General features: G+C 61.2%; 21 protein-coding genes. 13 read left to right on the plus strand and 8 right to left on the minus strand.

The genetic code is table 11. The annotated features are described in order from the left end of the window. Positions 1 to 648, minus strand: a 648-nt coding sequence (locus ACUTJJ_RS15850; RefSeq protein ID WP_445542755.1) for a DUF3750 domain-containing protein, incomplete at its 3' end; no start/stop codon positions are given. Positions 649 to 721: 73 nt separating this feature from the next. Between ACUTJJ_RS15850 and ACUTJJ_RS15855 the strand changes: the two genes are divergently transcribed. Both ACUTJJ_RS15855 and ACUTJJ_RS15860 read left to right on the plus strand, forming a co-directional pair. Beyond that, positions 722 to 1,720, plus strand: coding sequence for an asparaginase (locus ACUTJJ_RS15855; protein WP_313558183.1), 999 nt, complete (start codon positions 722 to 724; stop codon positions 1,718 to 1,720). A gap of 135 nt (positions 1,721 to 1,855) precedes the next feature. Beyond that, entirely contained in the window at positions 1,856 to 2,476 is a 621-nt protein-coding gene (locus tag ACUTJJ_RS15860) for a glutathione S-transferase family protein (RefSeq protein ID WP_445542756.1), read from the plus strand. A 149-nt stretch (positions 2,477 to 2,625) separates the two neighbouring features. Here the strand turns inward: ACUTJJ_RS15860 and ACUTJJ_RS15865 are convergent, their stop codons facing one another. Continuing rightward, entirely contained in the window at positions 2,626 to 3,285 is a 660-nt protein-coding gene (locus tag ACUTJJ_RS15865; RefSeq protein ID WP_296064868.1) for a glutathione S-transferase family protein, read from the minus strand. An 81-nt stretch (positions 3,286 to 3,366) separates the two neighbouring features. Next, the gene (locus ACUTJJ_RS15870; protein WP_063950842.1) at positions 3,367 to 3,882 is read right to left on the minus strand and encodes a MarR family winged helix-turn-helix transcriptional regulator; all 516 of its coding nucleotides are present in this window, start codon (positions 3,880 to 3,882) and stop codon (positions 3,367 to 3,369) included. Between the two features lie 139 nt (positions 3,883 to 4,021). Here ACUTJJ_RS15870 and ACUTJJ_RS15875 point away from each other — a divergent pair, with 139 nt between their 5' ends. The 4 genes from ACUTJJ_RS15875 (at position 4,022) to ACUTJJ_RS15890 (ending at position 9,546) form a co-directional block, all read left to right on the plus strand. Further along, the gene (locus ACUTJJ_RS15875) at positions 4,022 to 5,551 is read left to right on the plus strand and encodes an MDR family MFS transporter (RefSeq protein ID WP_445542757.1); all 1,530 of its coding nucleotides are present in this window, start codon (positions 4,022 to 4,024) and stop codon (positions 5,549 to 5,551) included. 269 nt (positions 5,552 to 5,820) lie between these two features. Further along, positions 5,821 to 6,831: a ligase-associated DNA damage response exonuclease gene (locus ACUTJJ_RS15880; protein WP_445542770.1), complete on the plus strand. Its 1,011-nt coding sequence runs from the start codon at positions 5,821 to 5,823 to the stop codon at positions 6,829 to 6,831. A gap of 1 nt (position 6,832) precedes the next feature. After that, positions 6,833 to 8,458: a cisplatin damage response ATP-dependent DNA ligase gene (locus tag ACUTJJ_RS15885; RefSeq protein ID WP_445542758.1), complete on the plus strand. Its 1,626-nt coding sequence runs from the start codon at positions 6,833 to 6,835 to the stop codon at positions 8,456 to 8,458. Positions 8,459 to 8,580: 122 nt separating this feature from the next. Continuing rightward, complete coding sequence (locus tag ACUTJJ_RS15890) at positions 8,581 to 9,546, plus strand: alpha/beta hydrolase family protein (protein WP_144575470.1); 966 nt, start codon at positions 8,581 to 8,583, stop codon at positions 9,544 to 9,546. Positions 9,547 to 9,590: 44 nt separating this feature from the next. Here the strand turns inward: ACUTJJ_RS15890 and ACUTJJ_RS15895 are convergent, their stop codons facing one another. Further along, a complete protein-coding gene (locus ACUTJJ_RS15895; protein ID WP_445542759.1) occupies positions 9,591 to 12,338 on the minus strand; it encodes a heavy metal translocating P-type ATPase in 2,748 nt (915 codons plus the stop codon). 166 nt (positions 12,339 to 12,504) lie between these two features. Here ACUTJJ_RS15895 and ACUTJJ_RS15900 point away from each other — a divergent pair, with 166 nt between their 5' ends. Both ACUTJJ_RS15900 and ACUTJJ_RS15905 read left to right on the plus strand, forming a co-directional pair. Then, on the plus strand, positions 12,505 to 13,413 hold the full coding sequence (locus tag ACUTJJ_RS15900; protein ID WP_445542760.1) for a L,D-transpeptidase: 909 nt from the start codon (positions 12,505 to 12,507) through the stop codon (positions 13,411 to 13,413). 155 nt (positions 13,414 to 13,568) lie between these two features. Beyond that, positions 13,569 to 14,294, plus strand: coding sequence for a L,D-transpeptidase (locus ACUTJJ_RS15905; RefSeq protein ID WP_209089363.1), 726 nt, complete (start codon positions 13,569 to 13,571; stop codon positions 14,292 to 14,294). A 54-nt stretch (positions 14,295 to 14,348) separates the two neighbouring features. Here the strand turns inward: ACUTJJ_RS15905 and ACUTJJ_RS15910 are convergent, their stop codons facing one another. Then, positions 14,349 to 14,807 (minus strand): MarR family winged helix-turn-helix transcriptional regulator, encoded by a 459-nt coding sequence (locus ACUTJJ_RS15910; protein ID WP_063950850.1) that lies wholly within the window; start codon positions 14,805 to 14,807, stop codon positions 14,349 to 14,351. A 192-nt stretch (positions 14,808 to 14,999) separates the two neighbouring features. Between ACUTJJ_RS15910 and ACUTJJ_RS15915 the strand changes: the two genes are divergently transcribed. The 3 genes from ACUTJJ_RS15915 (at position 15,000) to ACUTJJ_RS15925 (ending at position 16,799) form a co-directional block, all read left to right on the plus strand. After that, positions 15,000 to 15,422, plus strand: a complete 423-nt coding sequence (locus tag ACUTJJ_RS15915; RefSeq protein WP_063950851.1) for an organic hydroperoxide resistance protein — start codon at positions 15,000 to 15,002, stop codon at positions 15,420 to 15,422. Positions 15,423 to 15,694: 272 nt separating this feature from the next. Next, a complete protein-coding gene (locus ACUTJJ_RS15920) occupies positions 15,695 to 16,078 on the plus strand; it encodes an MbcA/ParS/Xre antitoxin family protein (protein ID WP_296064839.1) in 384 nt (127 codons plus the stop codon). Then, positions 16,038 to 16,799, plus strand: a complete 762-nt coding sequence (locus ACUTJJ_RS15925) for an RES family NAD+ phosphorylase (protein ID WP_445542761.1) — start codon at positions 16,038 to 16,040, stop codon at positions 16,797 to 16,799. Before ACUTJJ_RS15920 ends, ACUTJJ_RS15925 begins: the two co-directional genes overlap by 41 nt. Before the next feature lie 19 nt (positions 16,800 to 16,818). Here ACUTJJ_RS15925 and ACUTJJ_RS15930 read toward each other — a convergent pair whose 3' ends face one another. The 3 genes from ACUTJJ_RS15930 to ACUTJJ_RS15940 form a co-directional block, all read right to left on the minus strand. After that, the gene (locus ACUTJJ_RS15930; protein WP_445542762.1) at positions 16,819 to 18,330 is read right to left on the minus strand and encodes an ABC-F family ATP-binding cassette domain-containing protein; all 1,512 of its coding nucleotides are present in this window, start codon (positions 18,328 to 18,330) and stop codon (positions 16,819 to 16,821) included. 385 nt (positions 18,331 to 18,715) lie between these two features. Continuing rightward, a complete protein-coding gene (locus ACUTJJ_RS15935) occupies positions 18,716 to 19,138 on the minus strand; it encodes a YciI family protein (protein ID WP_209089356.1) in 423 nt (140 codons plus the stop codon). 88 nt (positions 19,139 to 19,226) lie between these two features. Further along, positions 19,227 to 19,673 (minus strand): MarR family winged helix-turn-helix transcriptional regulator, encoded by a 447-nt coding sequence (locus ACUTJJ_RS15940; RefSeq protein WP_404494013.1) that lies wholly within the window; start codon positions 19,671 to 19,673, stop codon positions 19,227 to 19,229. Positions 19,674 to 19,820: 147 nt separating this feature from the next. On the opposite strand from ACUTJJ_RS15940, the gene ACUTJJ_RS15945 reads away from it, so the two are divergent. Beyond that, a complete protein-coding gene (locus tag ACUTJJ_RS15945; protein ID WP_144575446.1) occupies positions 19,821 to 20,549 on the plus strand; it encodes a DUF899 domain-containing protein in 729 nt (242 codons plus the stop codon). A 24-nt stretch (positions 20,550 to 20,573) separates the two neighbouring features. Next, positions 20,574 to 21,068, plus strand: coding sequence for a DUF1579 domain-containing protein (locus ACUTJJ_RS15950; protein WP_445542763.1), 495 nt, complete (start codon positions 20,574 to 20,576; stop codon positions 21,066 to 21,068). Positions 21,069 to 21,102 lie beyond the last annotated feature (34 nt).

The following is a 21,102-nucleotide window of genomic DNA, read 5'->3' on the forward strand; positions in this document are numbered from 1 at the left end:
GCCGCTACGCGCGCCTGCGGAAATACCGAACAACCCGCCGAGCGAAACGCTCGCATCCTTCCAGTCGTCGGCGATGTGGTAGAATGCGCCGTCCGGCAGATAGTCGCGGCCGACCGCGTCCGGCGGCAGCACGACGCCGAGTTCGGGCACGCTGCGCAGCACATGGGCGACGAAGGTGTTCGAGTTGGGGCCGGGATAGATGCGATAGCCGCCCGGCTTGCCATAGGGATAGTCGGCAATCGCCTTTTCGATCTTGGGGATCAGCTTTTCCGCCTCTGCGCCGTGAATGGCCACCACCTGGCGCGGCATGTTGGAATACCAATAGGCGTCCGCTGCATATCCATTGTGGCGGATCGGCGTGCCCCAGCCCACTTTGTCGTAACGGTCATAGCTCGTAGCGTCAGGTTTTTTCAGAACCACCCAGGCGTGGCTGGCAACGGAACCCTTGAAGCCGCCGGTCATGGCGGAAAAAACGTAAACGGCGGCTTGCCCGTCGCTCGAGGCGGGCGGCAGCATGCCTGACGATGACCATCTGGCGGCGCTCCAGCCGCGCGGATGGTCCTTCATGGCCCACAGCCCGGCCGATGCCAGTGCCGGCAGCAGATAGATGACGGCAATCGCCAGCAGCAGACGTTTAGCAAATTTCACCGGCAGCCCCGTGCATCGAAAAATCAATTGCGCTATCAACCACATGAAATCAGAATTTTTTGAGGCTGAGAGAATGAACAATTCCGTTACCGTCGAAGTCTTCAGGGGCAATCTCGTCGAAAGCCGTCACCAGGGCCTCGCCGTGGTGGTGGATGGCGATGGCGGGGTGCTGTTTTCCGCTGGCGATATCGAGCGCGGCATCTTCCCGCGTTCGGCCTGCAAGGCCATGCAGGCGCTGCCGCTGGTGGAAAGCGGTGCGGCGGATGCCTACGGTTTCGGCAACCGCGAACTTGCTCTTGCCTGTTCCTCCCATTCCGGGGAGGACGCCCACGCGGAGCTCGCCGCCGCCATGCTTGCGAAAGCGGGACGGAATGTCGATACGCTGGAATGCGGCGCGCACTGGTCTTCGGACCAGAAGACCGTCATCCATCAGGCGCGAACGATGGAGCAGCCGACGGCGCTTCACAATAATTGCTCCGGCAAACATTCCGGCTTCATCTGCGCCTGCTGCCACACCGGCACGGACCCCAAGGGCTATGTCGGTTATGACCACCCGCTGCAGCGGGAAATCCGCGCGACGATGGCAAGCCTGACAGGTGCTGCTCTCGGCCATGACAATTGCGGCGTGGATGGCTGCTCCATTCCCACCTATGCCGTGCCGCTGAAGGGGCTGGCGCATGGCTTTGCAAAAATGGCGACGGGCAGGGGGCTCGAGGCACAACGCGCGCAAGCCTCGCGCCGTCTCATCGAGGCCTGCATGGCAGAACCCTTTTACGTGGCTGGCACGGGCCGTGCCTGCACGAAGCTGATGCAGATCGCGCCGGGCAAGATTTTTGCCAAGACCGGCGCGGAAGGGGTCTTCGTTGCCGCCCTGCCGGAAAAGGGCATCGCCATGGCGGTGAAATGCGAAGACGGCACGACGCGTGCGGCGGAGGCCATGGTTTCCGCATTGCTCGCCCGCCATTTTGATGAAGGCAGTGCCGAGCAGCAGGCGCTGAGCGGCATGGCAAACCGGCAGATGCGCAACTGGAACGGCATTCATGTCGGCGATATCAGGGTCGTCGGTCTCTAAATAACCTTTGACGCCGCCGTTTGCCGGCACGATGATGGCACGCCCCCGCGCGTGACGGCCACCCCATGGCACTCGCAGGGCGGTGTCCGCATGAGGAAGAGGCGGGCGCTTCATTGCTTTGGAGGTCGCATATCCATGTTCACATTGTTTTTCTCCCCCGGTTCCTGCTCCCGCGCCAGCCATATCGCGCTGGAGGAATCCGGCCTGCCTTACAAGGCCCACCGCGTCAATTTCGCGGAAGGCGAGCAACGCTCCGAGGCATTTTTGAAGATCAATCCCAAGGGCCGCGTGCCGGCGCTGGCGACGGCGAGCGGCGTGCTGACGGAGACGCCCGCCATCCTCGCCTTCATCGCCCAGATGGCGCCGGAAAAGAAGCTTGCGCCGCTCGACGATCCCTTTGAATTTGCACTGATGCAATCGTTCAACGGCTTCATTTCATCGACGGTACACGTCGCTCACGCCCATGGCCGTCGCGGCAGTCGCTGGGCGAGCAAGGATAGCTCGCTTGAAGATATGAAAGCCAAGGTGCCGCAGACCATGGGCGAGTGCTTCGAACTGATCGAGCACGGCATGCTGCACGGCCCATGGGTTCTGGGCACGGCCTATTCGGTCGCCGATCCCTATCTTTTCGTCATGTCCGGATGGCTGGAAAGCGACGGTGTGGATATCGCCCGTTTCCCGAAAGTGCACGACCACTTCCGCCGCATGAACGACCGCCCGGCGGTGCAGCGGGCGCTTGACGGGGAGCGGGGCTGAGAGGCCCAGTACTTCCGTCATTCCGGCCCTGATCCGTAATCCGGGTGACGCGCGTCTGCGGCGCGGGAATGGTCCCTTCAGTCCAGGGACCTGGGCTGGCAGGATGCCGGCTCAGGTCCGGCATGACTGACAAGAAAGGCGCTTAACGCTCAAGCCGCCTCGGCCGCGCGCGTGTCCCACATCGCCTTGAACGCCGTGCGCGCCTGGCAGCGGTCGAGCCAGTCTTTCAGGGCGGGATGGGCGGCGAAAAGTGGCTGATGTCCCTGCGCGTAACGAACGATTTCCGCCGCGTTGAGATCGGCGACGGTGAAACGATCGCCCACCAGATAGTCGTGGCTGGACAGGTGCTGTTCAAGAACCCTGAGGGGACGCTTAAGCAGGCGAGCGGCCACATCGATCACTGCCTTGCCGGCGTCGCTTTCCGAAAGGCCCTCGGCAATGGCGGATGAAATCTTCAGCGCATTCGTTTCGATTTCCGTCGCGGCAAAAAACGACCATTGCAGCATGGCCGCGTCCTCCTTCAAATCGACAGGCGCAAGTGGGCCGCCATATTTGCGGGCGAGGTAGAGATTGATCGCCATGGATTCGTAGAGCACCATGCCCGCATCCTCGATGCAGGGAATGGTGCCCATCGGGTTGATGGCGAGGAAAGCCGGCGAGAGCGTGTTGAGCGGCGCATCCGCCGCCAGCGGATCGGCAAGCCGGCGGGCCTGAATGACCGGCACATGCTTGAAGTCTATGCCCAGTTCACCCGCAAGCCACAGCGTGCGCGTGGCGCGCGAACGGTAGACACCATAAATCGTCAACATCGAGGACACCCTTTTCCCAATTCGATGCCGGCACGTTAAGGTCTCGATCTTTTAAAGGGAAGTTGCAGGCGGTGGGCTGACCTATGATTTTTTCTGATCCGTAACGGCCTCAGTATCCGGCGATAGGCGGCTCTCGAACCTGTCGATAAATCGTTCGAAAAGCCGCGCGAATGTCTCCACATCCTCCTGCGGCCATCCGTCCATGACGTCCGTGATGATGCCCATCTTGGTGCTGCGCATGCCTTGAAGCAGGCTGGTGCCAAGTGGCGTGATTTCGACGATCGAGCGGCGCGCATCTTCCTGGGAAACGCTGCGCCTCAACAGGCCGCGCGCCACCATGTCGGCAACCACGCGGCTGCCGCGCGAGGGGTCGATGCGCATCCCCTCGGCAATCGCGCCAACCGTCACGTCTCCTTGCGCCCGTCGCAGGATGTCGAGGACATCGATATGGGAAAGTTCGAGACCCGGCGCGAATTTGGCCAGCGCCATGCGTCCGATCATGCGGCGCCCCACCATGATGCGCATGCGCGTCATGGTGTTGCCGATCCGCTTGATATCCTCGGGTAAATCCTCGTTCCAGTCTTCCTCGCCCGCCACTCTCAGCCCTTCATGTCATACTGTTTGCGATCACATTTCACGGCAATAGCACGAATGTCAAAAACTTGCCATTGACATATATATGCTAATAGCACACAAATTGTCGCAGCAAATCCGCCTGAAGCCAACGAGATTTTTCATGGATATGTCCACCGCGCCTGTGGCGCCGCTTGTGTCCGATCACCGGCGCAGGCTCATCGTCTTTCTGTTCCTGATGCTGGCCATGTTCATGGCCACCCTCGACAACCAGATCGTCTCGACAGCGCTTCCCACCATCGTCGGCGAGTTCGGCGCGCTGGAACGCTTCGGCTGGATCGGTTCCGCCTACCTTCTGGCAACCAGCGCGGTCATGCCCGTTTATGGCAAGCTTGGCGATCTCTTTGGCCGCAAATATGTGATGATCGCGGCAGTGGTCATCTTCACGCTCGGCTCGCTCGCCTGCGGGCTGGCATGGTCGATGGACAGTCTGATTGCCGCCCGTGTGTTGCAGGGGCTCGGCGGCGGCGGCATCATGGTATCGATCTTCTCCGTCAACGCCGATTTGTTCGAACCGCGCGAACGCGCCCGTTACCAGAGCTATTCCAGCCTCACCATCATGGCGTCGGGCAGCGTCGGCCCCATCCTCGGCGGCACGATGAGCGATCTCTTCGGCTGGCGGTCGATTTTTCTTATCAACCTGCCGCTCGGCATTATCGTCATTACGGGTCTCGCCCTGATGCTGCCTTACCGCCGTCCGGCGCGGCAGCCGAAGATCGATTATCTCGGCGCGGTCCTTCTCGCCGCCACCATTTCCAGCGTGGTTTTCTGGGCGGATAGCAGTGAACTGTTCGGATCGCTGATCGCCGCTCCGAGCCTCGGCATCATCGCCTTTGCCGTCATTGCGGCATTTCTCTGGGTGCAGGTGGAGCGCCGCGCGCCGGAACCGGTTGTGCCGTTGCGCCTCTTCAAGGACAGCACCTTTCCACTGCTGATGATCGTTTCGCTCACCAGCGGCGGCATCGGCATCGGGATGGTCAATTATTATGCCCTGTTCCTGCAAACGACCACTGGCCTTTCGCCCTCCCATGCCGGCCTGTTCTTCATTGCCGTCACAGGCGGCATCGTCATGGGTTCGTTGTCAGCAGGACGGCTGATTTCGCTCACCGGCGTCTACAAGCCTTTCTCGGTCGCTGGCCTCTCCGTCAATGTTGTCGTCATGCTGCTCTTCACGCAGATGCATGCGGGAACGCCGTTGTGGCTGATCGCGGTGCTGATGCTGGCGCAGGGTTTCGCGGTCGGCCTCGGCCAGCAGGCGCCGATCATCGGCGTGCAGAATTCGGCCCCCAAGGCCGACATCGGTGCGGCAAGCGGCGCGGTGACCCTGACCCGCATGGGCGGCGCGGCAATCGCCATTTCGGTCTATGGCGCCATTGTCTCGTCAAGTCTGACGGGCGTTGCGATTGATATTCCGGGTGTGGGCAAGATCGAGGAGCTGACCCCGAAAATGCTCTCCGAACTGCCCGCCGCTTCCCAAGCCGCCGTCGCCTCGCTTTACTCTCATGCGTTCACGCCGCTGTTCTTCGCAGCCGCCGCAACAGCCGCCATCGGCCTTGCCGCCGCACTGATGCTAAAACCGGTGCGGCTGCCGGCCGCGGTTGAGGCGAAACCAGCGGAAGTGGCAGGGGAGTAGGCCGGGCGGCAGGCAGCTGTGAACGCTGGTTTTTTTGCTGAAACCTCTCATCGGTCATACCGGCCTTGGGCCGGTATCCAGCCAGCCCAGGTCCTTGGGCTGAAAGGACTCCTTCGCCGCGCTGACGCGCGGCTGCTGGATTCCCGCAGAAGGCCGGAATGACGGGATGTCTCCATAAAACAAAAACACGTCCGCGGGAAATTTAACGCCCGTTCCGCGTTAACATCGCAAGTCTTTCGATTCGCGCGGGCGGCCCTTTTTCCATGGTTATGAAGCCGGAACAGTTGTTGAACTCCACGCCCAAAGGGCTCTATTGCCCGGCGGGTGATTTCTATATCGATCCCGTGCGACCGGTGCCGCGGGCGCTGATCACCCATGGTCATTCCGATCACGCCCGCGCCGGTCATGGCGCGGTGCTGGCCACCCGGCAGACGCTCGATATCATGCGCATCCGTTATGGAGAGGATTTTTGCGGAAGCGAGCAGGCGGTAGGGTTCGGCGAAACCGTTGATGTCAACGGCGTGACCGTCGGCTTTCATCCGGCTGGCCACGTGCTCGGCTCGGCGCAAATATCGGTCGGGATGAACGGTTTGCGCATCGTCGCCTCGGGAGACTACAAGCGCGGCATCGATCCCACCTGCGCCCCCTTTGAAACCGTGCCCTGCGATGTCTTCATCACAGAGGCCACCTTCGGCCTGCCGGTGTTTCACCATCCGCTTCCGCGTGTGGAAACGGCCAAGCTGCTCACCTCCATCAAACAATTTCCCGAACGCACCCATCTGGTCGGGGCCTATTCACTGGGCAAGGCGCAGCGCGTGATACGTCTGCTCCGCGACAACGGCTACTCCGACCCTATCTATATTCATGGCGCGCTGGCCCGGCTTTGCGATTATTACGTCTCGCAGGGCATCGATCTCGGCGATCTCAGGCCCGCGACGCTTGAAAAAAGCAACCCCGCCGCCTTCAAGGGCGCCATCGTCGTCGGTCCGCCCTCGGCCTTTCAGGAACGCTGGGCACGGCGTTTCAACGAGCCGCTGATCGCCTTCGCCTCGGGCTGGATGATGGTGCGGCAGAGGGCAAAGCAGGGCGGCGTGGAATTGCCGCTGGTCATATCGGACCATTGCGACTGGCCGGAGCTGCTGGAAACCATCACAGAAATCGGCCCGCAGGCCGTCTGGGTCACGCATGGCCGGGAGGAGGCGCTGGTGCGCTGGTGCGAATTGCAGGGCATTGCCGCCAAGCCCCTGCATCTCGTCGGTTATGAAGACGAGGGGGATTGAGATGAAAGCCTTTGCCACGCTTCTCGACCGCCTCGTGCTGACGCCTTCTCGCAATGGCAAGCTGAAGCTGCTCACCGACTATTTCCGCGATACGCCCGATCCCGACCGGGGTTACGGGCTGGCGGCCATTGCCGGCACGCTGGATCTCAAAAGCGTCAAGCCGGCCATGCTGCGCGAACTGGTGCTGGAGCGTATGGACGAAGTGCTGTTCCGCTATTCCTACGATTATGTCGGCGATCTGGCCGAAACCATTTCGCTGGTCTGGGGCAACATCGGCGGTGCCGATGATTCCGAGGCGCAGGACCCGCGCCTCGGCGAAGTCGTCACCTTGATGAATTCACTCGGCCGCACGGAGGTGCGCGGCGCGGTGCGCGATCTCCTGGACCGGCTCGATACGTCTTCGCGTTTCGCTTTCCTCAAACTTGCCACCGGCAGCCTGCGCATCGGCGTTTCAGCCCGGCTGGCGCGTCAGGCGCTGGCGGATTTTGCGGGGAAGGACATCATCGAGATCGAGACCCTGTGGCATGGTCTTGCGCCGCCTTACACGACGCTCTTCGCCTGGCTGGAGGGCAAGTCTGACCGGCCGGTGCTGGCGACGCCCGCCATTTTCCATTCGGTCATGCTCGCAACGCCGGTCGCCGAGGGCGACCTCGATACGCTCGACCCCGACGACTACGCGGCGGAATGGAAATGGGACGGCATTCGGGTGCAACTGTCCCGCGCCGGTGAGACGCGCAAACTCTATTCGCGCTCCGGCGATGATATCTCCGGCGCCTTTCCCGATGTCCTCGATGCGATCGACTTTGAAGGCGTGATGGATGGCGAATTGTTGATCGGCGGCACGGCACGCTCCAACAATCTCACCCGCACCTTTTCCGACCTGCAGCAGCGGCTGAACCGCAAGACGGTGACGGCAAAAATGCTGGACGATTACCCGGCCTTCATTCGCGCCTATGATCTTCTGTTCGACGGGGAAAGCGATATTCGCGCGCAGACCTATGTTGACCGTCGTGGCCGGTTGTCCGACATCATCGAGCACGCGCCGCACGACCGCTTCGACCTTTCGCCGTTGATCGATTTTTCCAGCTGGCAGGAATTGGACACGTTGCGAGCCGCACCACCCGATCCGGTCATCGAGGGTGTCATGATCAAGCGCCGGGACAGCAGCTATCAGGCCGGACGCGCCAAGGGCCCGTGGTTCAAATGGAAACGTGATCCCTATAATATCGATGCCGTGATGATGTATGCCCAGCGCGGCCACGGCAAGCGGTCCAGCTATTATTCCGACTTCACCTTCGGCGTCTGGGCGGAAGGCGAGGATGGCGAACAACTGGTGCCGGTCGGCAAGGCCTATTTCGGCTTCACCGACGCGGAGCTCGAGGTTCTGGACAAGTTCGTGCGCGACAATACCGTCGAGCGCTTCGGCCCCGTGCGGGCCGTGCGCGCCACGCCGGAGTTCGGTTTTGTGCTGGAGGTGGCGTTTGAAGGAATCAACCGCTCCACCCGCCACAAGTCCGGCGTGGCCATGCGCTTCCCGCGCATTGCAAGGCTGCGCGCCGACAAGCTGCCGGCCGAAGCGGACAGGCTTTCGACGCTGGTCGCGATGATCGATGGCGTGGAAGGATAGGGCAAGATGCGGTTACAGCCCGTTTGCGGTGAATTCATTGTTGTTATTCGCGAATCCGTGACTGGACAGCTTTCTTCGAGCATGTTGAATTGCTGAAACAACCATCTTCATCAGGTGAACTCATGCCAGACAAGCGCTCTCTTTCCTCATATGTCGGACGGGAAGAATGCGGCGCGATGTCGCCCGGCTTAACGCGGCGCGGCCTGCTTGCCGGAACCGTTGGGCTGTCAGCCGCCTTGGTCCTGCCGCCGGCTGTGAAAGCCGGCATTCCCGCCCCGGATGTTTTGCCGCTGGAACGGCAGGATTATGCCGAGGCCCGCCGACATTTCCACACCCGTCTGCTGCGCAAGATGGCCGCGCCGGAAAAATCCGCGGCGCTGGGCACGCCTCCCGGGGCGGAGCGCGTTACCTATCCTGGCGGGCCGGATGGTTCGATTCAACTTGTCGCTTGGCTTTCCCACTACCAACCATCGAAGACGCTGAAGCCCGCCGTCCTGTTCCTGCACGGCGGCAACGCCACGGGCGATGGCCACTGGGCGCTGATGAAGCCCTACTGGGAGGCCGGTTTCGTCGTGCTGCTGCCATCCTTTAGGGGTGAAAACGGCCAGATCGGCAACTATTCCGGTTTTTACGACGAAACGGCGGATGCACTGGCGGCGGCGACCTATCTTGAAAATCTACCCGGCATTGACAGGAAGCGGTTCTTTATCGCCGGTCATTCCAATGGCGGCACGTTGACGCTTCTCGCCTCCATGAGCCGAAAGTTTCGCGCCGCAGCCCCCATATCGGCGGGCGTCAATTCCTGGCGCTACTTCAATCGATATACGGAGGAAATCTGTTTCGACGAGACCGATGAGCGCGAATTCATCATGCGTTCTTCCGTCTGTTTCGGCCCCAGCCTCAAATGCCCGGCGCTGCTTTTGCGCGGCACGGAGGAGCGGCCCTTCGACGCCGATCACCAGCTTTTTGTTGATCGGACCGTGCCCTCCGGCTTCAAGGTGGATAAAAAACTGCTGCCCGGAACCCACAATGGTGTGGTGCCGGGCGCAGTGGAGGAAAGCATCCGCTTTTTCAACCAGTTTGCGTGAACGGGCCGAAAACCGCTCGTGCAGCTTTCGGCCCGTATCTCCGATCAGGCGCTCTTCTTGAAGTAGCCAAGCAGGCGCATGGCGTTGGCAGTCACCAGAACCGTGGCGCCGGTATCGGCAAAGACGGCAAGCCACAGGCCGGAAACGCCGGTGACGGTCGTGACCAGGAACACTGCCTTCAGGCCAAGCGCGATCGCCACGTTCTGGCGGATATTGCTCATGGTGGCGCGCGACAGGCCGATGAGGCGGGCGGCATCGCCGACATTGTTGCGCATCAGCGCCGCATCCGCCGCTTCCATTGCCACGTCCGTGCCGGAGCCGATGGCGACGCCGACACTCGCCGCAGCAAGCGCGGGCGCATCGTTGATGCCGTCACCCACCATGACAACGGTCTTCTTTTCGGCGAGCTTGCGGATTTCCTCAACCTTGTTCTGCGGCAGGAGTTCGCCGCGCGCTTCAAGGCCGAGCTTGTTACCGATGGCACGCGCCGTGCGGGCGTTGTCACCCGACAGCATCAGCGAGGAAATGCCCATGTCCTTGAGTGCTTTCACGCCTTCGGCCGCATCCTTGCGCGGCTCGTCGCGCATGGCGAAAAGACCGCTTGCCGCACCGCCGGTCATCACGACAGCCACCGTTTTGCCTTCGCTTTCCAGCGCGGAAATGCGGTCGGCCAGTTCCCTCGACAGGGTGCCCACCTCAGTCGCAAAGCGCGGCGCGCCGATGAACAGGTCTTTTCCACCGACATTGCCCTGCATGCCGCGACCGGAAATCGCCTTGATGTTGGAGCCGGGCAGGGGCTTCACGCCAGCCTTTTCGGCATGGTTGACGATGGCTCGGGCGAGCGGATGGCTCGACTCGTTTTCAATGGTCGCGGCCTGCGCAATCAGCTCGGCCTCGTTGCCGTCAAGCGCCACCACGTCGGTCACGACAGGTTCGCCCAGCGTCAGCGTGCCGGTCTTGTCGAAGGCGACGGTTTCGGTGCGCGCCAGCATTTCGATGACAGCGCCGCCCTTCACCAGCATGCCGTGGCGTGCCGCAGCCGAAAGACTGGAGGCAATGGCGGCGGGAACAGAGATAACCAGCGCGCAGGGGCAACCGATCAAGAGCAGCGCGAGACCGCGGTAAATCCAGGTGTCCCAGTCGCCAAGGCCGGCAAGCGGCGGTACGATGATGGTCAGCACCGAGATCGCGACGATCAGCGGCATGTAATAACGCGAGAAGCTCTGGATGAAGCGTTCCGTCGGGGCGCGGGCATCCTGTGCTTCTTCGACAAGCGTGATGATGCGGGCAATGGTGTTGTCTTCCGGCGCGCGGTCGACACGGATGCGCAGCGAGCCGTCATGGTTGATCGAGCCGGCAAAGACCCGGTCGCCCTTGTCCTTGGCAACGGGAATGCTCTCCCCCGTCATCGGCGATTCATCGACGCTGGACTGGCCGTCCATGACAACACCATCGGCGGCGATGCGGTCGCCGGGGCGCGCCACGACCACCTGGCCGATGCGTACCTGATCGGCGGCGATCTGCCGAAGCGCGCCGTTTTCCTCCACCATGGCCGTTTTCGGCAGCAGCGAACCGAGCGCCTTGATGCCGGAGCGGGCGCGGGCGGCGGCAAAACCTTCGAGCAATTCGCCGACGGAGAACAGCAGCACGACGATGGCCGCTTCTTCCGCCTCCCCGATGATGATCGCGCCGATGGCGGCAATCGTCATCAGCATCTCGATGGTGAAGACCGCGCCGAACCGGGCGGCATTGAAGGCATTGCGCGCGATTGGGAAAAGCGTGGCGAGCGTCGCGACGATGAAGGCGTAGCTACCCCAGGCCGGGAAGGTCAGTTCCGCCGCATAGGCAATCGCGACCAGAATGGTGCCGGTGAAGGTGTTGCGCGCCTTGGCGGTGCGCCACCATGCGCCTTTTTCATCCGCACCATGGGCGTGCCCTATCTCGGCGCTCTGGCTTGCGGTGGCAGGTGCGGCAGCGTGGGAGTGGCCCGCATGGCCGTGTCCGTGATTATGACCTGAATGATCGTGGCCTGCGTGATCGTGGCCTGCGTGATCGTGGTCATGCCCTTTGCAGGACTGATGATCGTCTGCCGAATGGTCATGCGCCGCGTGGTCATGTCCGGAATGATCATGCCCGGAGTGATCGTGATCGTGATGGCCACCGCATGTCGCGTGATCATGGTCATGGTCGTGAGTCTGAGCCGACGGTTTTGCGGGCGCAGATTTTTCCTGCGGCAACAGAGCGGGCTTGAAGCCGAGCTTGCGCAGCGTGTCCTCGATTTTGTCGACCGGGGTTTTGTTCTCGGCAAGCGACAGATTCAACCTTTCGCGTGCCACGGACACCTTGACGTCGGCAACGCCGGGCAGGCGGGACAGCGCGGTTTCGATCTTGGCCGCGCAGCTGCCGCAATCCATGCCGCCGACCGAAAAGGTCAGCTTATTGTTGTTTTCAATAGCCGGTTCGGGCGTGTCATGATGGTGACCGCCGCAGGTCGAATGGTCGTGATGATCGGCCTCTACCTTTGCCTTGGAAGGCTTTTCGCGCGGCAGCAAAGCGGGCTTGAAGCCAAGCTTGCGCAGCGTATCCTCAATCTTTTCGACCGGAGTCTTGTTGTCGGCCAGCGAGAGGTTCAGCCTTTCGCGGGCCACCGAAACCTTGACGTCGCCGACGCCGGGCAGGCGGGAGAGTGCGGTTTCGATCTTGGCCGCGCAGCTGCCGCAATCCATGCCGCCGACCGAAAAGGTCAGGTCCTCCGATGCTCCGTTCAAACTGCCGCGTGTCGAAATATTCATGGTTTCGCTCCTGAATTCCACTCGACAGCCAATCTGGCACCTCTAGCAACTAGAGCTTCAAGAGGAAAAATGCGGTTCTTCGATTTTTTTTAAAAAACCGACGCCAGCCTCGCGCCAGCCGCGCGGTCCATCATGCCGGCAGATTGGATTCCATGAAGCGGTTCAGATGATAGCACTCCTTTTCAAAAACGGTCGCCGGGCGGCCTCTCTGCTGGGGCTTGCCCTGCTGCCGCTGATGAGCGGCTGCCTTTTCGTGACGGATACGACGCGGATGGACCCGGACGTCTTCGTCAGGGAAACCGCGCCGGTGTTCAATTTCAATTCCGTCAGTTCCAATCGCCAGCCGGAGCTGCCGCCGCAGCCGGGCCAGCTTTCCACGCGCCCGCCGGATCTGTTCAGAACCCGTTTCCATCAGGAGTATGGTCCGCCGGTGCGCGGGCAGGGGCTGCAAGCCCCGCAGGTACAGGGTTACAACGCGCCGCAATCGCAGGCCCAGACGAGGGCCTATGGCCTGCCGGTTTCCAACCCGCTGCACCGCGTCATGTATGGTCCGATCCGCGACGAGGACCGCTCACTGCCGGCCATTCCCTATGGCCGCATCGATCCGCGTTATCTGCGGCAGGAAGTCAGCTACCAGACGGCGGAAGCGCCCGGCACCATCGTGGTCGATACCAGACAGCATTTTCTCTATCTCGTGCAGTCCGGCGGCAAGGCCATCCGTTACGGCGTCGGCCTGGGTCGTGACGGTTACGCCTGGTCGGGCCGGGGCAAGATCCAGTGGAAGGCGAAATGGCCGCGCTGGACGCCGCCCGACGAGATGGTCAAGCGCCAACCGGAACTCGCCTCCATCTCCGCCGCCAATGGCGGCATGACGCCGGGTCTGAACAATCCGCTCGGCGCACGCGCGCTTTATATCTTCAAGGATGGCAAGGACACGCTTTATCGCGTGCATGGCACGCCGGACTGGCAGTCTGTGGGCAAGGCGACGTCCTCCGGCTGCGTGCGCATGCTCAATCAGGATGTGATCGATCTCTATGACCGGGTGCCGCAGGGGGCGCAGATTGTGGTTATCTGAACACGTTCTAAAAGAAAGAGATATGGGACCCATTCCGCCATCACCTTGTGTCTGGCTTTTAGCGGTCGGTTAACTATTTTCGCAATACGCATGACACGGAACAAACGACGTACAACGGCGGTCTAGCCGTTCGAAATGTGGGACAAACCGGCCTTATGACAAGCACCGACACAGATCTTTCCAGACGCACCTTCCTTTCCCTTCTCGGCCTCTCTTCCGCTTCGCTTCTCGCAGGCTGCGCCTCGTCAGGCACGGGAGACGCCATCCGCCAGCAGGCGACTGCCATCGGCAGCGATTTCCGCCAGATGTTTTCGTCCGGCGTCAGCGATGCGGAACTGGCCGTGATGTACGGCTCGGTCGAGGATGGCGGTTACGTCATTCCCGCTGTGCCCTATCAGAAGATCGACCGCCGCTATTATCGCCAGCGGGTCGTCGATCCGACCGGCGAGCGCCCCGGTACGGTGGTCGTCGATACGCGTTCGCGTTTCTTGTACGTTGTCGAGCCCGGCGGCAGCGCCATGCGTTACGGCGTCGGCATCGGCCGTGAAGGTTTCGCCTGGTCGGGTGAGGGCGTCATCCAGTGGCGTCAGAAATGGCCGAAATGGACCCCGCCGGACGAAATGGTCGCCCGCCAGCCGGAACTCACCAAATATTCCGCCAAGAACGGCGGTATGCCGCCGGGCCTGAAGAACCCGCTGGGTGCGCGCGCCCTCTATATCTTCCAGAACGGCAAGGACACGCTCTACCGTCTGCACGGTTCGCCGGAATGGAACTCCATCGGCAAGGCCGTATCCTCCGGCTGCGTGCGCCTGATGAACCAGGACATCATCGACCTCTACGACCGCGTGCCGCAGAAGGCGCGTGTGGTGGTCTGGCAGTAAGCCTGCAAACATTCACGAAAAAGGCGGCCTCTGTGCCGCCTTTATTTTTGACTGTCATGGCCGGGCGAGATTGTCCTTCAGCGCATTCACCCGGTCGCGAATCTGTACCAATTCCTCAAGTCCGCAGCCGGTGGCGCTGCCGATGGCGGCCATGATTTTTACGCCTTCCTTTTTAAGCTCGGCCCCCTTTTTCGTCAGGGCCACCAGAACCTGCCGCTCATCGACCGTGCCGCGCTTGCGGGTGATGAGCCCGGCATGCTCCAGCCTTTTCAGAAGCGGCGAAAGCGTGCCCGAATCCAGTCCCAACATTTCGCCCAGCGCCTTGACGGTTGAGGTTTCCTTTTCCCACAGCGCCATCATGACAAGATATTGCGGGTATGTGAGGCCAATCGGGTCGAGCAGCGGTTTATAGGCGCGGGTAAAGGCGTGCGCCGCGCCGTAAAGGGCAAAACATATTTGCTGGTCCAGCCTCAACAGGCTTTCCATCGTTTTCTCATCGCCCTGTGCGTCCATTTTCCAGCTCCAAAAATCAACCGGGGAGGGAACAATCGGCCCCCGCTTTCGGTTCCTGCCACATGGATGCGCGGCGTCATTTCGTGAAAATTATCGCAAAAAATGAATCCGCATTCAATGTGCAAAATTATATTGCGCGCAATTAAATTGTTCGCTATAAGACGTTCAACGCCAACCCAAGGAGAAAATGACATGCCAATCCTGTACACGACCAAAGCATCTGCAACCGGTGGCCGCGCCGGCAACGCCAAGTCGGAAGACGGCGTTCTCGACGTCACGCTGACCGTACCGAAGGAACTCGGCGGCGATGGCGCTCGCGGCACCAACCCGGAACAGCTGTTCGCAGCCGGTTATTCCGCCTGCTTCCTGGGCGCGCTCAAGAACGTCGCTGGCAAGCAGAAGGTAAAGATTCCGGAAGACACGACTGTGACGGCAACGGTCGGCATCGGCCCGCGCGAAGACGGCACCGGTTTCGGCATCGAAGTCTCTCTCAAGGTCAACATTCCCGGCCTCGAGCGTGAAAAAGCAGAAGAACTCGTCGCGGCCGCGCACATCGTCTGCCCCTACAGCCACGCCATGCGCACCTCCACGGAAGTGCCGGTCTCGGTGGCATGATTTTTCAGCGCTGCAGTGGGCCGCGACTCTTCCTCCGTCATGCCGGACGAGATCCGGCATCCAGCCACGGCGCGTCTGCGCCGTGAGAGGAGTCTTGAGCGATCAAGGACTTGATCGCGCTGGACCCGGATCTAGTCCGGGGCGACAGGGTGGGGGAGCCCTGCAAACGTTATATCAGGCATAAGCCTTCACTCCTGGGGCCGGGTTCATCCCGGCCTTCTTGTTTGCAGAAATAAATATGCTATATTCTTTCCAAGGAAAGGATTTGTGCCATGAATATTCACGCCAAGACCGCCATGGATCCCGCATCGCAGGGCAGGGTCGTCACCAAGGCTGTCATCGCCGCTGCCGAGCGGCTGGGCCTGAATGCTGCCCGCACGGCCGATATTCTGGGTGTCTCCGCGCCGACAGTCTCGCGCATGAAGCGGCTGGATTTCCAGCTGGAGCCGGGCGCCAAGTCTTTCGAACTTGCGGTGTTGCTGATCCGGGTTTTCCGATCGCTGGATGCGATTACCGGCGGGGATGAGGCCGTGGCCAAAAACTGGCTGCGCAATCATAATACGGCGCTGGATGCCGTGCCTGCCGAAAGGCTCACCACCATTACCGGATTGATCGATGTCCTCTCCTATCTGGACGCCCGACGCGCTCCTGTCTGAAAAACGCGCCGTATCGGGAAAATACTGGCGGCTGGTGGAAGCGCAGCATCAGGTTTCCACCATGAAGCTGGTGGATACGGTGGAGGAGCAATCCCTTCTGGAGGATATTCTGGAGACGAGCAAACGGCCGTTTCCGCCGGAATGCGCCGGTTTCGATTATCTTCTCGCGACACCTTTCAGATATGGCGCCGCCTATCCGCATGGCTCGCGGTTCCGCCGCGCGGGATTTACGGAAGGTGTTTATTACGCCGCCCGGAACGTGGAAACGGCGCTCGCCGAAATGGCCTTTTACCGGCTGCTGTTTTACGCCGAATCGCCCGGAACGCCGCTGCCAGCGAACCCGGCCGAGTATTCCGCCTTCGCCACCCGCGTCGCCACCGACGCGGCGCTGGATCTGACGCAACCGAAACTCATTCGCGACGAGGCGCACTGGACCGATCTCACCAATTACGAGCCGTGCCAGGCGCTGGCCGAACAGGCACGATTGGCCAAGGTGGACGCGATCCTCTACCGGTCGGTACGGGATCCCCGGGGCGGTCTCAACATCGCCATCCTCTCCCCCAAGGCCTTTGCCGAAAAAGCGCCGGTGGAACGGATGAGTTGGCGCATTCGCCTGTCGAAGACAGGGGTGCAGGCGCTCTGCGAATTTCCAATACGCAGAACAGGCTTCGCGGTCTCGGATTTTGCCGACGATCCACGCCTCGCCAACCTCTTGGGCTGACGAGGCGGTTTTTGGAGCGTCACGCCGAGGCGAAAAATGCCTCGGGATCATCGACTTCCACCAGCCTGCGCTTGTCGATGAGCCAGAAGCGGTTTCCGACCGCCCGCACGAAACTCCTGTCATGCGAGACAAACACGCAACTGGCCTCCCGGCTGATGATTTCCGCCTCCAACGTTTCCTGGCCGTCTATGTCAAGATGGTTGGTGGGTTCGTCCAGCAGGTAGAAATTCGGCTCCGCCAGCCTGAGCGCCAGCATGGCAAGCCGCGCCTTCTGCCCGCCGGAGAGCGTTGCGATGCGGCGCTTTTGCATTTCCATCTCGATGCCAGCGCCGGCGAGCAGGCCGTGGATGCGCTGGTCGCCAATGTCGAAGCGACGCGAAAGAAGCGCCGCCGGCGTGCTGTCATCATCGATTTCGGCCAGCGACTGGTCGACATATCCGGCCACCAGCGAGGGCGTGGCCTTGATGCCCTCCTGTTCGCCTGCACCCGTCACCGCTGCCTGCAGCAGTGACATCAGCCGTGTCTTGCCCACACCATTGCGGCCGAGAATGACGATTCGGTCCCCCTGGCGGATGAATTGCCGGCCGGTGCGAAACAGCGCTGTTCCATCCGGTGTGGAGACTGGCACATCCTCCAGCGTTATCAGCACCTTGGCGTGGGTACCGCGATTGGCAAGCTGGATTTTTCCGGCGGAGCGTTCGATATGGGCGGGGCGCGCCTTCTCCTCGATCTTTTCCGCGCGCTCGCGCAATTGCTTCGTCTTCACCGTCAGCAGGTCGCTGCCGGAATTGATGCCGATATTGTTGAGCTTGGCCGCCTGCCGGCGCAATTGCTGGGCGGTTTTCATCTCCCGCTGGAAACGCCGCTCATCGGCAGCATCCTCCTCCTCCAGCGCCGCTCGCGCATGGCCATAGGGCAGGCGAAACAGCGCCGAGTTTTCCGGCCGCAGAAATAGCGTTTTCCGGGTGACATTGTCGAGAAAGGCGCGATCATGGCTGACGATGATGACCGCCGTGTCGCGCGGCAGGGCGCTGAGCCAGCTTTCCAGCACGTTGATCTTTTCAAGATCGAGATGGTTGGTCGGCTCGTCGAGCAGCAGCACGTCGGGTTCGGTGATCCAGGCCTTGGCCAGCATGGCAAGCCTTTGCCAGCCGCCGCTCAATTCTTTCAGGCGACGCTCGCGGAACGGTTCGGGTACGAGCATGTCGTCGAAGATGATATCCGCGCGCCAGCTCTCGCTATCGACGGTATCCGCTGGCAGGGCGGAAAGCACGGTGTCCCGCATCGTCAATTCCATCAGGGCGGCAGGCGGGTTCTGCTGCACGATGGACTGCGTCAGCCCGCGCAGCCGGGTGATGTCGCCGCTGGTCGGCTCCATCTCACCGGCAAGGCAGTTGAGCAGGGTGGATTTGCCGCAGCCATTGGCGGCGACGATGCCGAGGCGGTCGCCCGCATTCACGGTAAGGCTGAGATTGGAAAAAAGCGGCTTGCCCAGAATGATTCCGAGGTTGCGCAGCGTCATGATGGTCATGATGTTGTCTCTGGTAAAGACGGATCCGCACCGTTGCCTGCGCATGCAGGATGGGTTTCGGTTATCGGTGATCCGTCGTGAAACGATGCGCAATGGCAGACGAACTGCGTCCTGCGCGGCCTTTTAGGCAAACCAGAGTGTTGGTGTTCCGGTCAGCCCTGCAAACGTGTCCGCAGGGCAAAAAGGTGGCAGAGCTGACGATTGCGCCAGAAGCAGGAAATATCCATGCGAAGCCTCCTTTCTTGAAACGTGTTGAACTGCCCGATCATTACCAGCGGTGGCGATCTATGGCAACCCGATTAGAAAATGATGAAGATTGGGGGAGCGGTGCGGCCGGATCATCCCGATAAAGGGTGACATGTGCCGCACCGGATTTGCGCTGGCGCTACTGCTTGCCGACACGGGCGCGCAGTTCTTCCACATGCGCGGCGATCTCGGGCGTCACGGCATCGCCGAAGTCTTCCATCTCGAACATCGGGCGGATTTCGATTTCGCTGCGCTCCAACATCGGGTTCGGGCAGCGTTTCACCCATTCCACCGCCTCGTCCATATCCTTCACGTTCCAGATCCAGAAGCCGGCGACCAGCTCGTTGGTATGCGGGAAGGGACCGTCGACAACGGTGCGGCTGTCACCGTCGAAAATCACGCGCTTGCCCTTGGAGGAGGGGTGCAGGCCATCGCCGGATTGCATGATGCCGGCATTGACCAGTTCCTCGTTGAATTTCCCCATGGCCTCCATCAACTCCGTCGTCGGCATCACGCCGTCTTCGCTGCTTTTGGTGGCTTTTACAAAAACGATTGCACGCATGATCATTCCTCCTGGATTGCGTTTCGTTCAGTTTCGCTCTCCGGCACGACAGCCGGATGACACCTTTGTTGAGGCCCAACGCCTCTTCTCAGCCGAGATCGATGAGATCGCGGCGCAGCCGTTGCGGGTCGCCGCTGCCGATCTTGGCTTCTATTTCCGCATGGGTCTGTTCCCAGATCGGGAACGCGGCTGCGAGCACGGCCATGCCGTCAGGCGTCAGCCGCAACCGTTTGCCACGCTTGTCCTTCGGATCCTGCTCGATGCTGACCAGCCCGCGCCGCTCCAGCGGCTTCAGCGCCGCCGTCAGCGTCGTGCGGTCCATGGCCAGAAGATTGGCGACCGGCCCCATCGGCGGCGGCTCCGGCCTGTTCAGCGACATCAGCAGCGAAAATTGACCGTTATTGATGCCCACCGGCTTCAGCGCATTGTCGAATAGTCGCGCCAGCGCCCGTGCCGCGCGCTGCGCATGCAGGCAAAGGCAGGAATCGCGCACGAGAAGAGTTGTCGAAAAAGGAATCACGCTGGCGTTTGACATGCGCTAAATATGTTGATATCAACCTAAATAGTCAAGCGAAACTTGATGCTCTGTGGCGCTATTTGTCGGCTTCAACACAGAGATGCGCGGGGCCTGCCGGAGGAGTGGCGCGGCCGCCGTTAAGGACGGATCCAAGGAGGAAAGATCATGTCTCATCCCGTTGTTTCGAAAGAGGAGTGGCTTGCGGCCCGCCGCGATCTGCTGGTGAAGGAAAAGGAACTGACACGTGCGCGTGACAGGCTGAACGAAGCGCGTCGCGCCTTGCCTTGGGAGGAGGTGACGAAGGACTATATCTTCGACGCGCCTTCCGGCCCGAAATCGCTGAAAGAGCTGTTCGGCGACTGCAGCCAGCTGATCGTCTACCACTTCATGCTGGCGCCCGATTGGGAAGAGGGCTGCGTTGGCTGTTCCTTCTTCGCCGATCATGTCGATGGCGCGCTTATCCATCTCAAGCATGGCGATGCCGGTTTTGTTGCAGTGTCGCGCGCGCCGCTTGAAAAGATCGAAGGCTATAAAAACCGCATGGGCTGGAAATTCCCCTGGGTTTCAGCCGCAGGCACGGATTTCAATTACGACTATCAGGCTTCGTTTCGCGACGAGGACATGGCCAGCGGCGAAATCACCTATAATTACCGTGACATGGCCCCCTATGGGGACCTGAAGGACCTGCACGGCATCAGCGTTTTCGCCAAGGGAGAGGACGGCAAGATCTACCATACCTATTCCACCTACGCCCGCGGCGCGGAGCAGACGCTCGGCACGCTGATGCTTCTCGATCTGGTGCCAAAAGGCCGTAATGAAGACGGTGTAATGGATTGGGTGCGCCGCCACGACCAGTATGAGGACGCGCCGAAGGCCGCTTCCTGCTGCCACTGAAATAATGACGAGGAGGAGACGACAATGGAAATGCCAAATGCCAAGCCGCAGAAGGAACACGCGTTCCTGAACAGGATCGTCGGTGACTGGATCATGACCGCCAGTTCGGGCCACGAGGCCTATGATCCTGATGACCCGGAGCAATTGTTCAGCGAAAAAGTACGCTCGATCGGTGGCCTCTGGATCATCGGCGAGGGCACCGGGAAAATGCCTGACGGCAGCCGCATGACAGCCGTCATCACTGTTGGTTTTGACCCGGTCAAAGGCAACTTCGTCGGCACCTGGGTTGGCTCGATGATGAGCAATCTCTGGGTCTACAAGGGTTGGCTGGAAGAGGATGGCAAGACGCTCACGCTGGAGGCCGAAGGCCCGGCCTTCGACGGGTCCGACCGTATCGATACCTATCGCGATGTGCTCGTGCTGCATGATGATAATCACCGCAGTTTTTCCGGCAGCGTCAGGCAGCCGGACGGCACTTTCAAGACCTTCATGACCTCAGAATTCAGGCGCAAGGCCTGAGCTTTACCCCCATAGGCGTGCCGCCGCGCCTGGC

Source organism: Agrobacterium sp. DKPNP3 (genome assembly GCF_052686535.1).

Coding starts and splice junctions, on each gene's coding strand:
- ACUTJJ_RS15855 (WP_313558183.1), top strand. CDS start 722: ATGAACAATTCCGTTACCGTCGAAGTCTTCAGGGGCAATCTCGTCGAA.
- ACUTJJ_RS15860 (WP_445542756.1), top strand. CDS start 1,856: ATGTTCACATTGTTTTTCTCCCCCGGTTCCTGCTCCCGCGCCAGCCAT.
- ACUTJJ_RS15865 (WP_296064868.1), bottom strand. CDS start 3,285: ATGTTGACGATTTATGGTGTCTACCGTTCGCGCGCCACGCGCACGCTG.
- ACUTJJ_RS15875 (WP_445542757.1), top strand. CDS start 4,022: ATGGATATGTCCACCGCGCCTGTGGCGCCGCTTGTGTCCGATCACCGG.
- ACUTJJ_RS15880 (WP_445542770.1), top strand. CDS start 5,821: ATGAAGCCGGAACAGTTGTTGAACTCCACGCCCAAAGGGCTCTATTGC.
- ACUTJJ_RS15885 (WP_445542758.1), top strand. CDS start 6,833: ATGAAAGCCTTTGCCACGCTTCTCGACCGCCTCGTGCTGACGCCTTCT.
- ACUTJJ_RS15890 (WP_144575470.1), top strand. CDS start 8,581: ATGCCAGACAAGCGCTCTCTTTCCTCATATGTCGGACGGGAAGAATGC.
- ACUTJJ_RS15895 (WP_445542759.1), bottom strand. CDS start 12,338: ATGAATATTTCGACACGCGGCAGTTTGAACGGAGCATCGGAGGACCTG.
- ACUTJJ_RS15900 (WP_445542760.1), top strand. CDS start 12,505: ATGATAGCACTCCTTTTCAAAAACGGTCGCCGGGCGGCCTCTCTGCTG.
- ACUTJJ_RS15905 (WP_209089363.1), top strand. CDS start 13,569: ATGACAAGCACCGACACAGATCTTTCCAGACGCACCTTCCTTTCCCTT.
- ACUTJJ_RS15910 (WP_063950850.1), bottom strand. CDS start 14,807: ATGGACGCACAGGGCGATGAGAAAACGATGGAAAGCCTGTTGAGGCTG.
- ACUTJJ_RS15915 (WP_063950851.1), top strand. CDS start 15,000: ATGCCAATCCTGTACACGACCAAAGCATCTGCAACCGGTGGCCGCGCC.
- ACUTJJ_RS15920 (WP_296064839.1), top strand. CDS start 15,695: ATGAATATTCACGCCAAGACCGCCATGGATCCCGCATCGCAGGGCAGG.
- ACUTJJ_RS15925 (WP_445542761.1), top strand. CDS start 16,038: ATGTCCTCTCCTATCTGGACGCCCGACGCGCTCCTGTCTGAAAAACGC.
- ACUTJJ_RS15930 (WP_445542762.1), bottom strand. CDS start 18,330: ATGACCATCATGACGCTGCGCAACCTCGGAATCATTCTGGGCAAGCCG.
- ACUTJJ_RS15935 (WP_209089356.1), bottom strand. CDS start 19,138: ATGCGTGCAATCGTTTTTGTAAAAGCCACCAAAAGCAGCGAAGACGGC.
- ACUTJJ_RS15940 (WP_404494013.1), bottom strand. CDS start 19,673: ATGTCAAACGCCAGCGTGATTCCTTTTTCGACAACTCTTCTCGTGCGC.
- ACUTJJ_RS15945 (WP_144575446.1), top strand. CDS start 19,821: ATGTCTCATCCCGTTGTTTCGAAAGAGGAGTGGCTTGCGGCCCGCCGC.
- ACUTJJ_RS15950 (WP_445542763.1), top strand. CDS start 20,574: ATGGAAATGCCAAATGCCAAGCCGCAGAAGGAACACGCGTTCCTGAAC.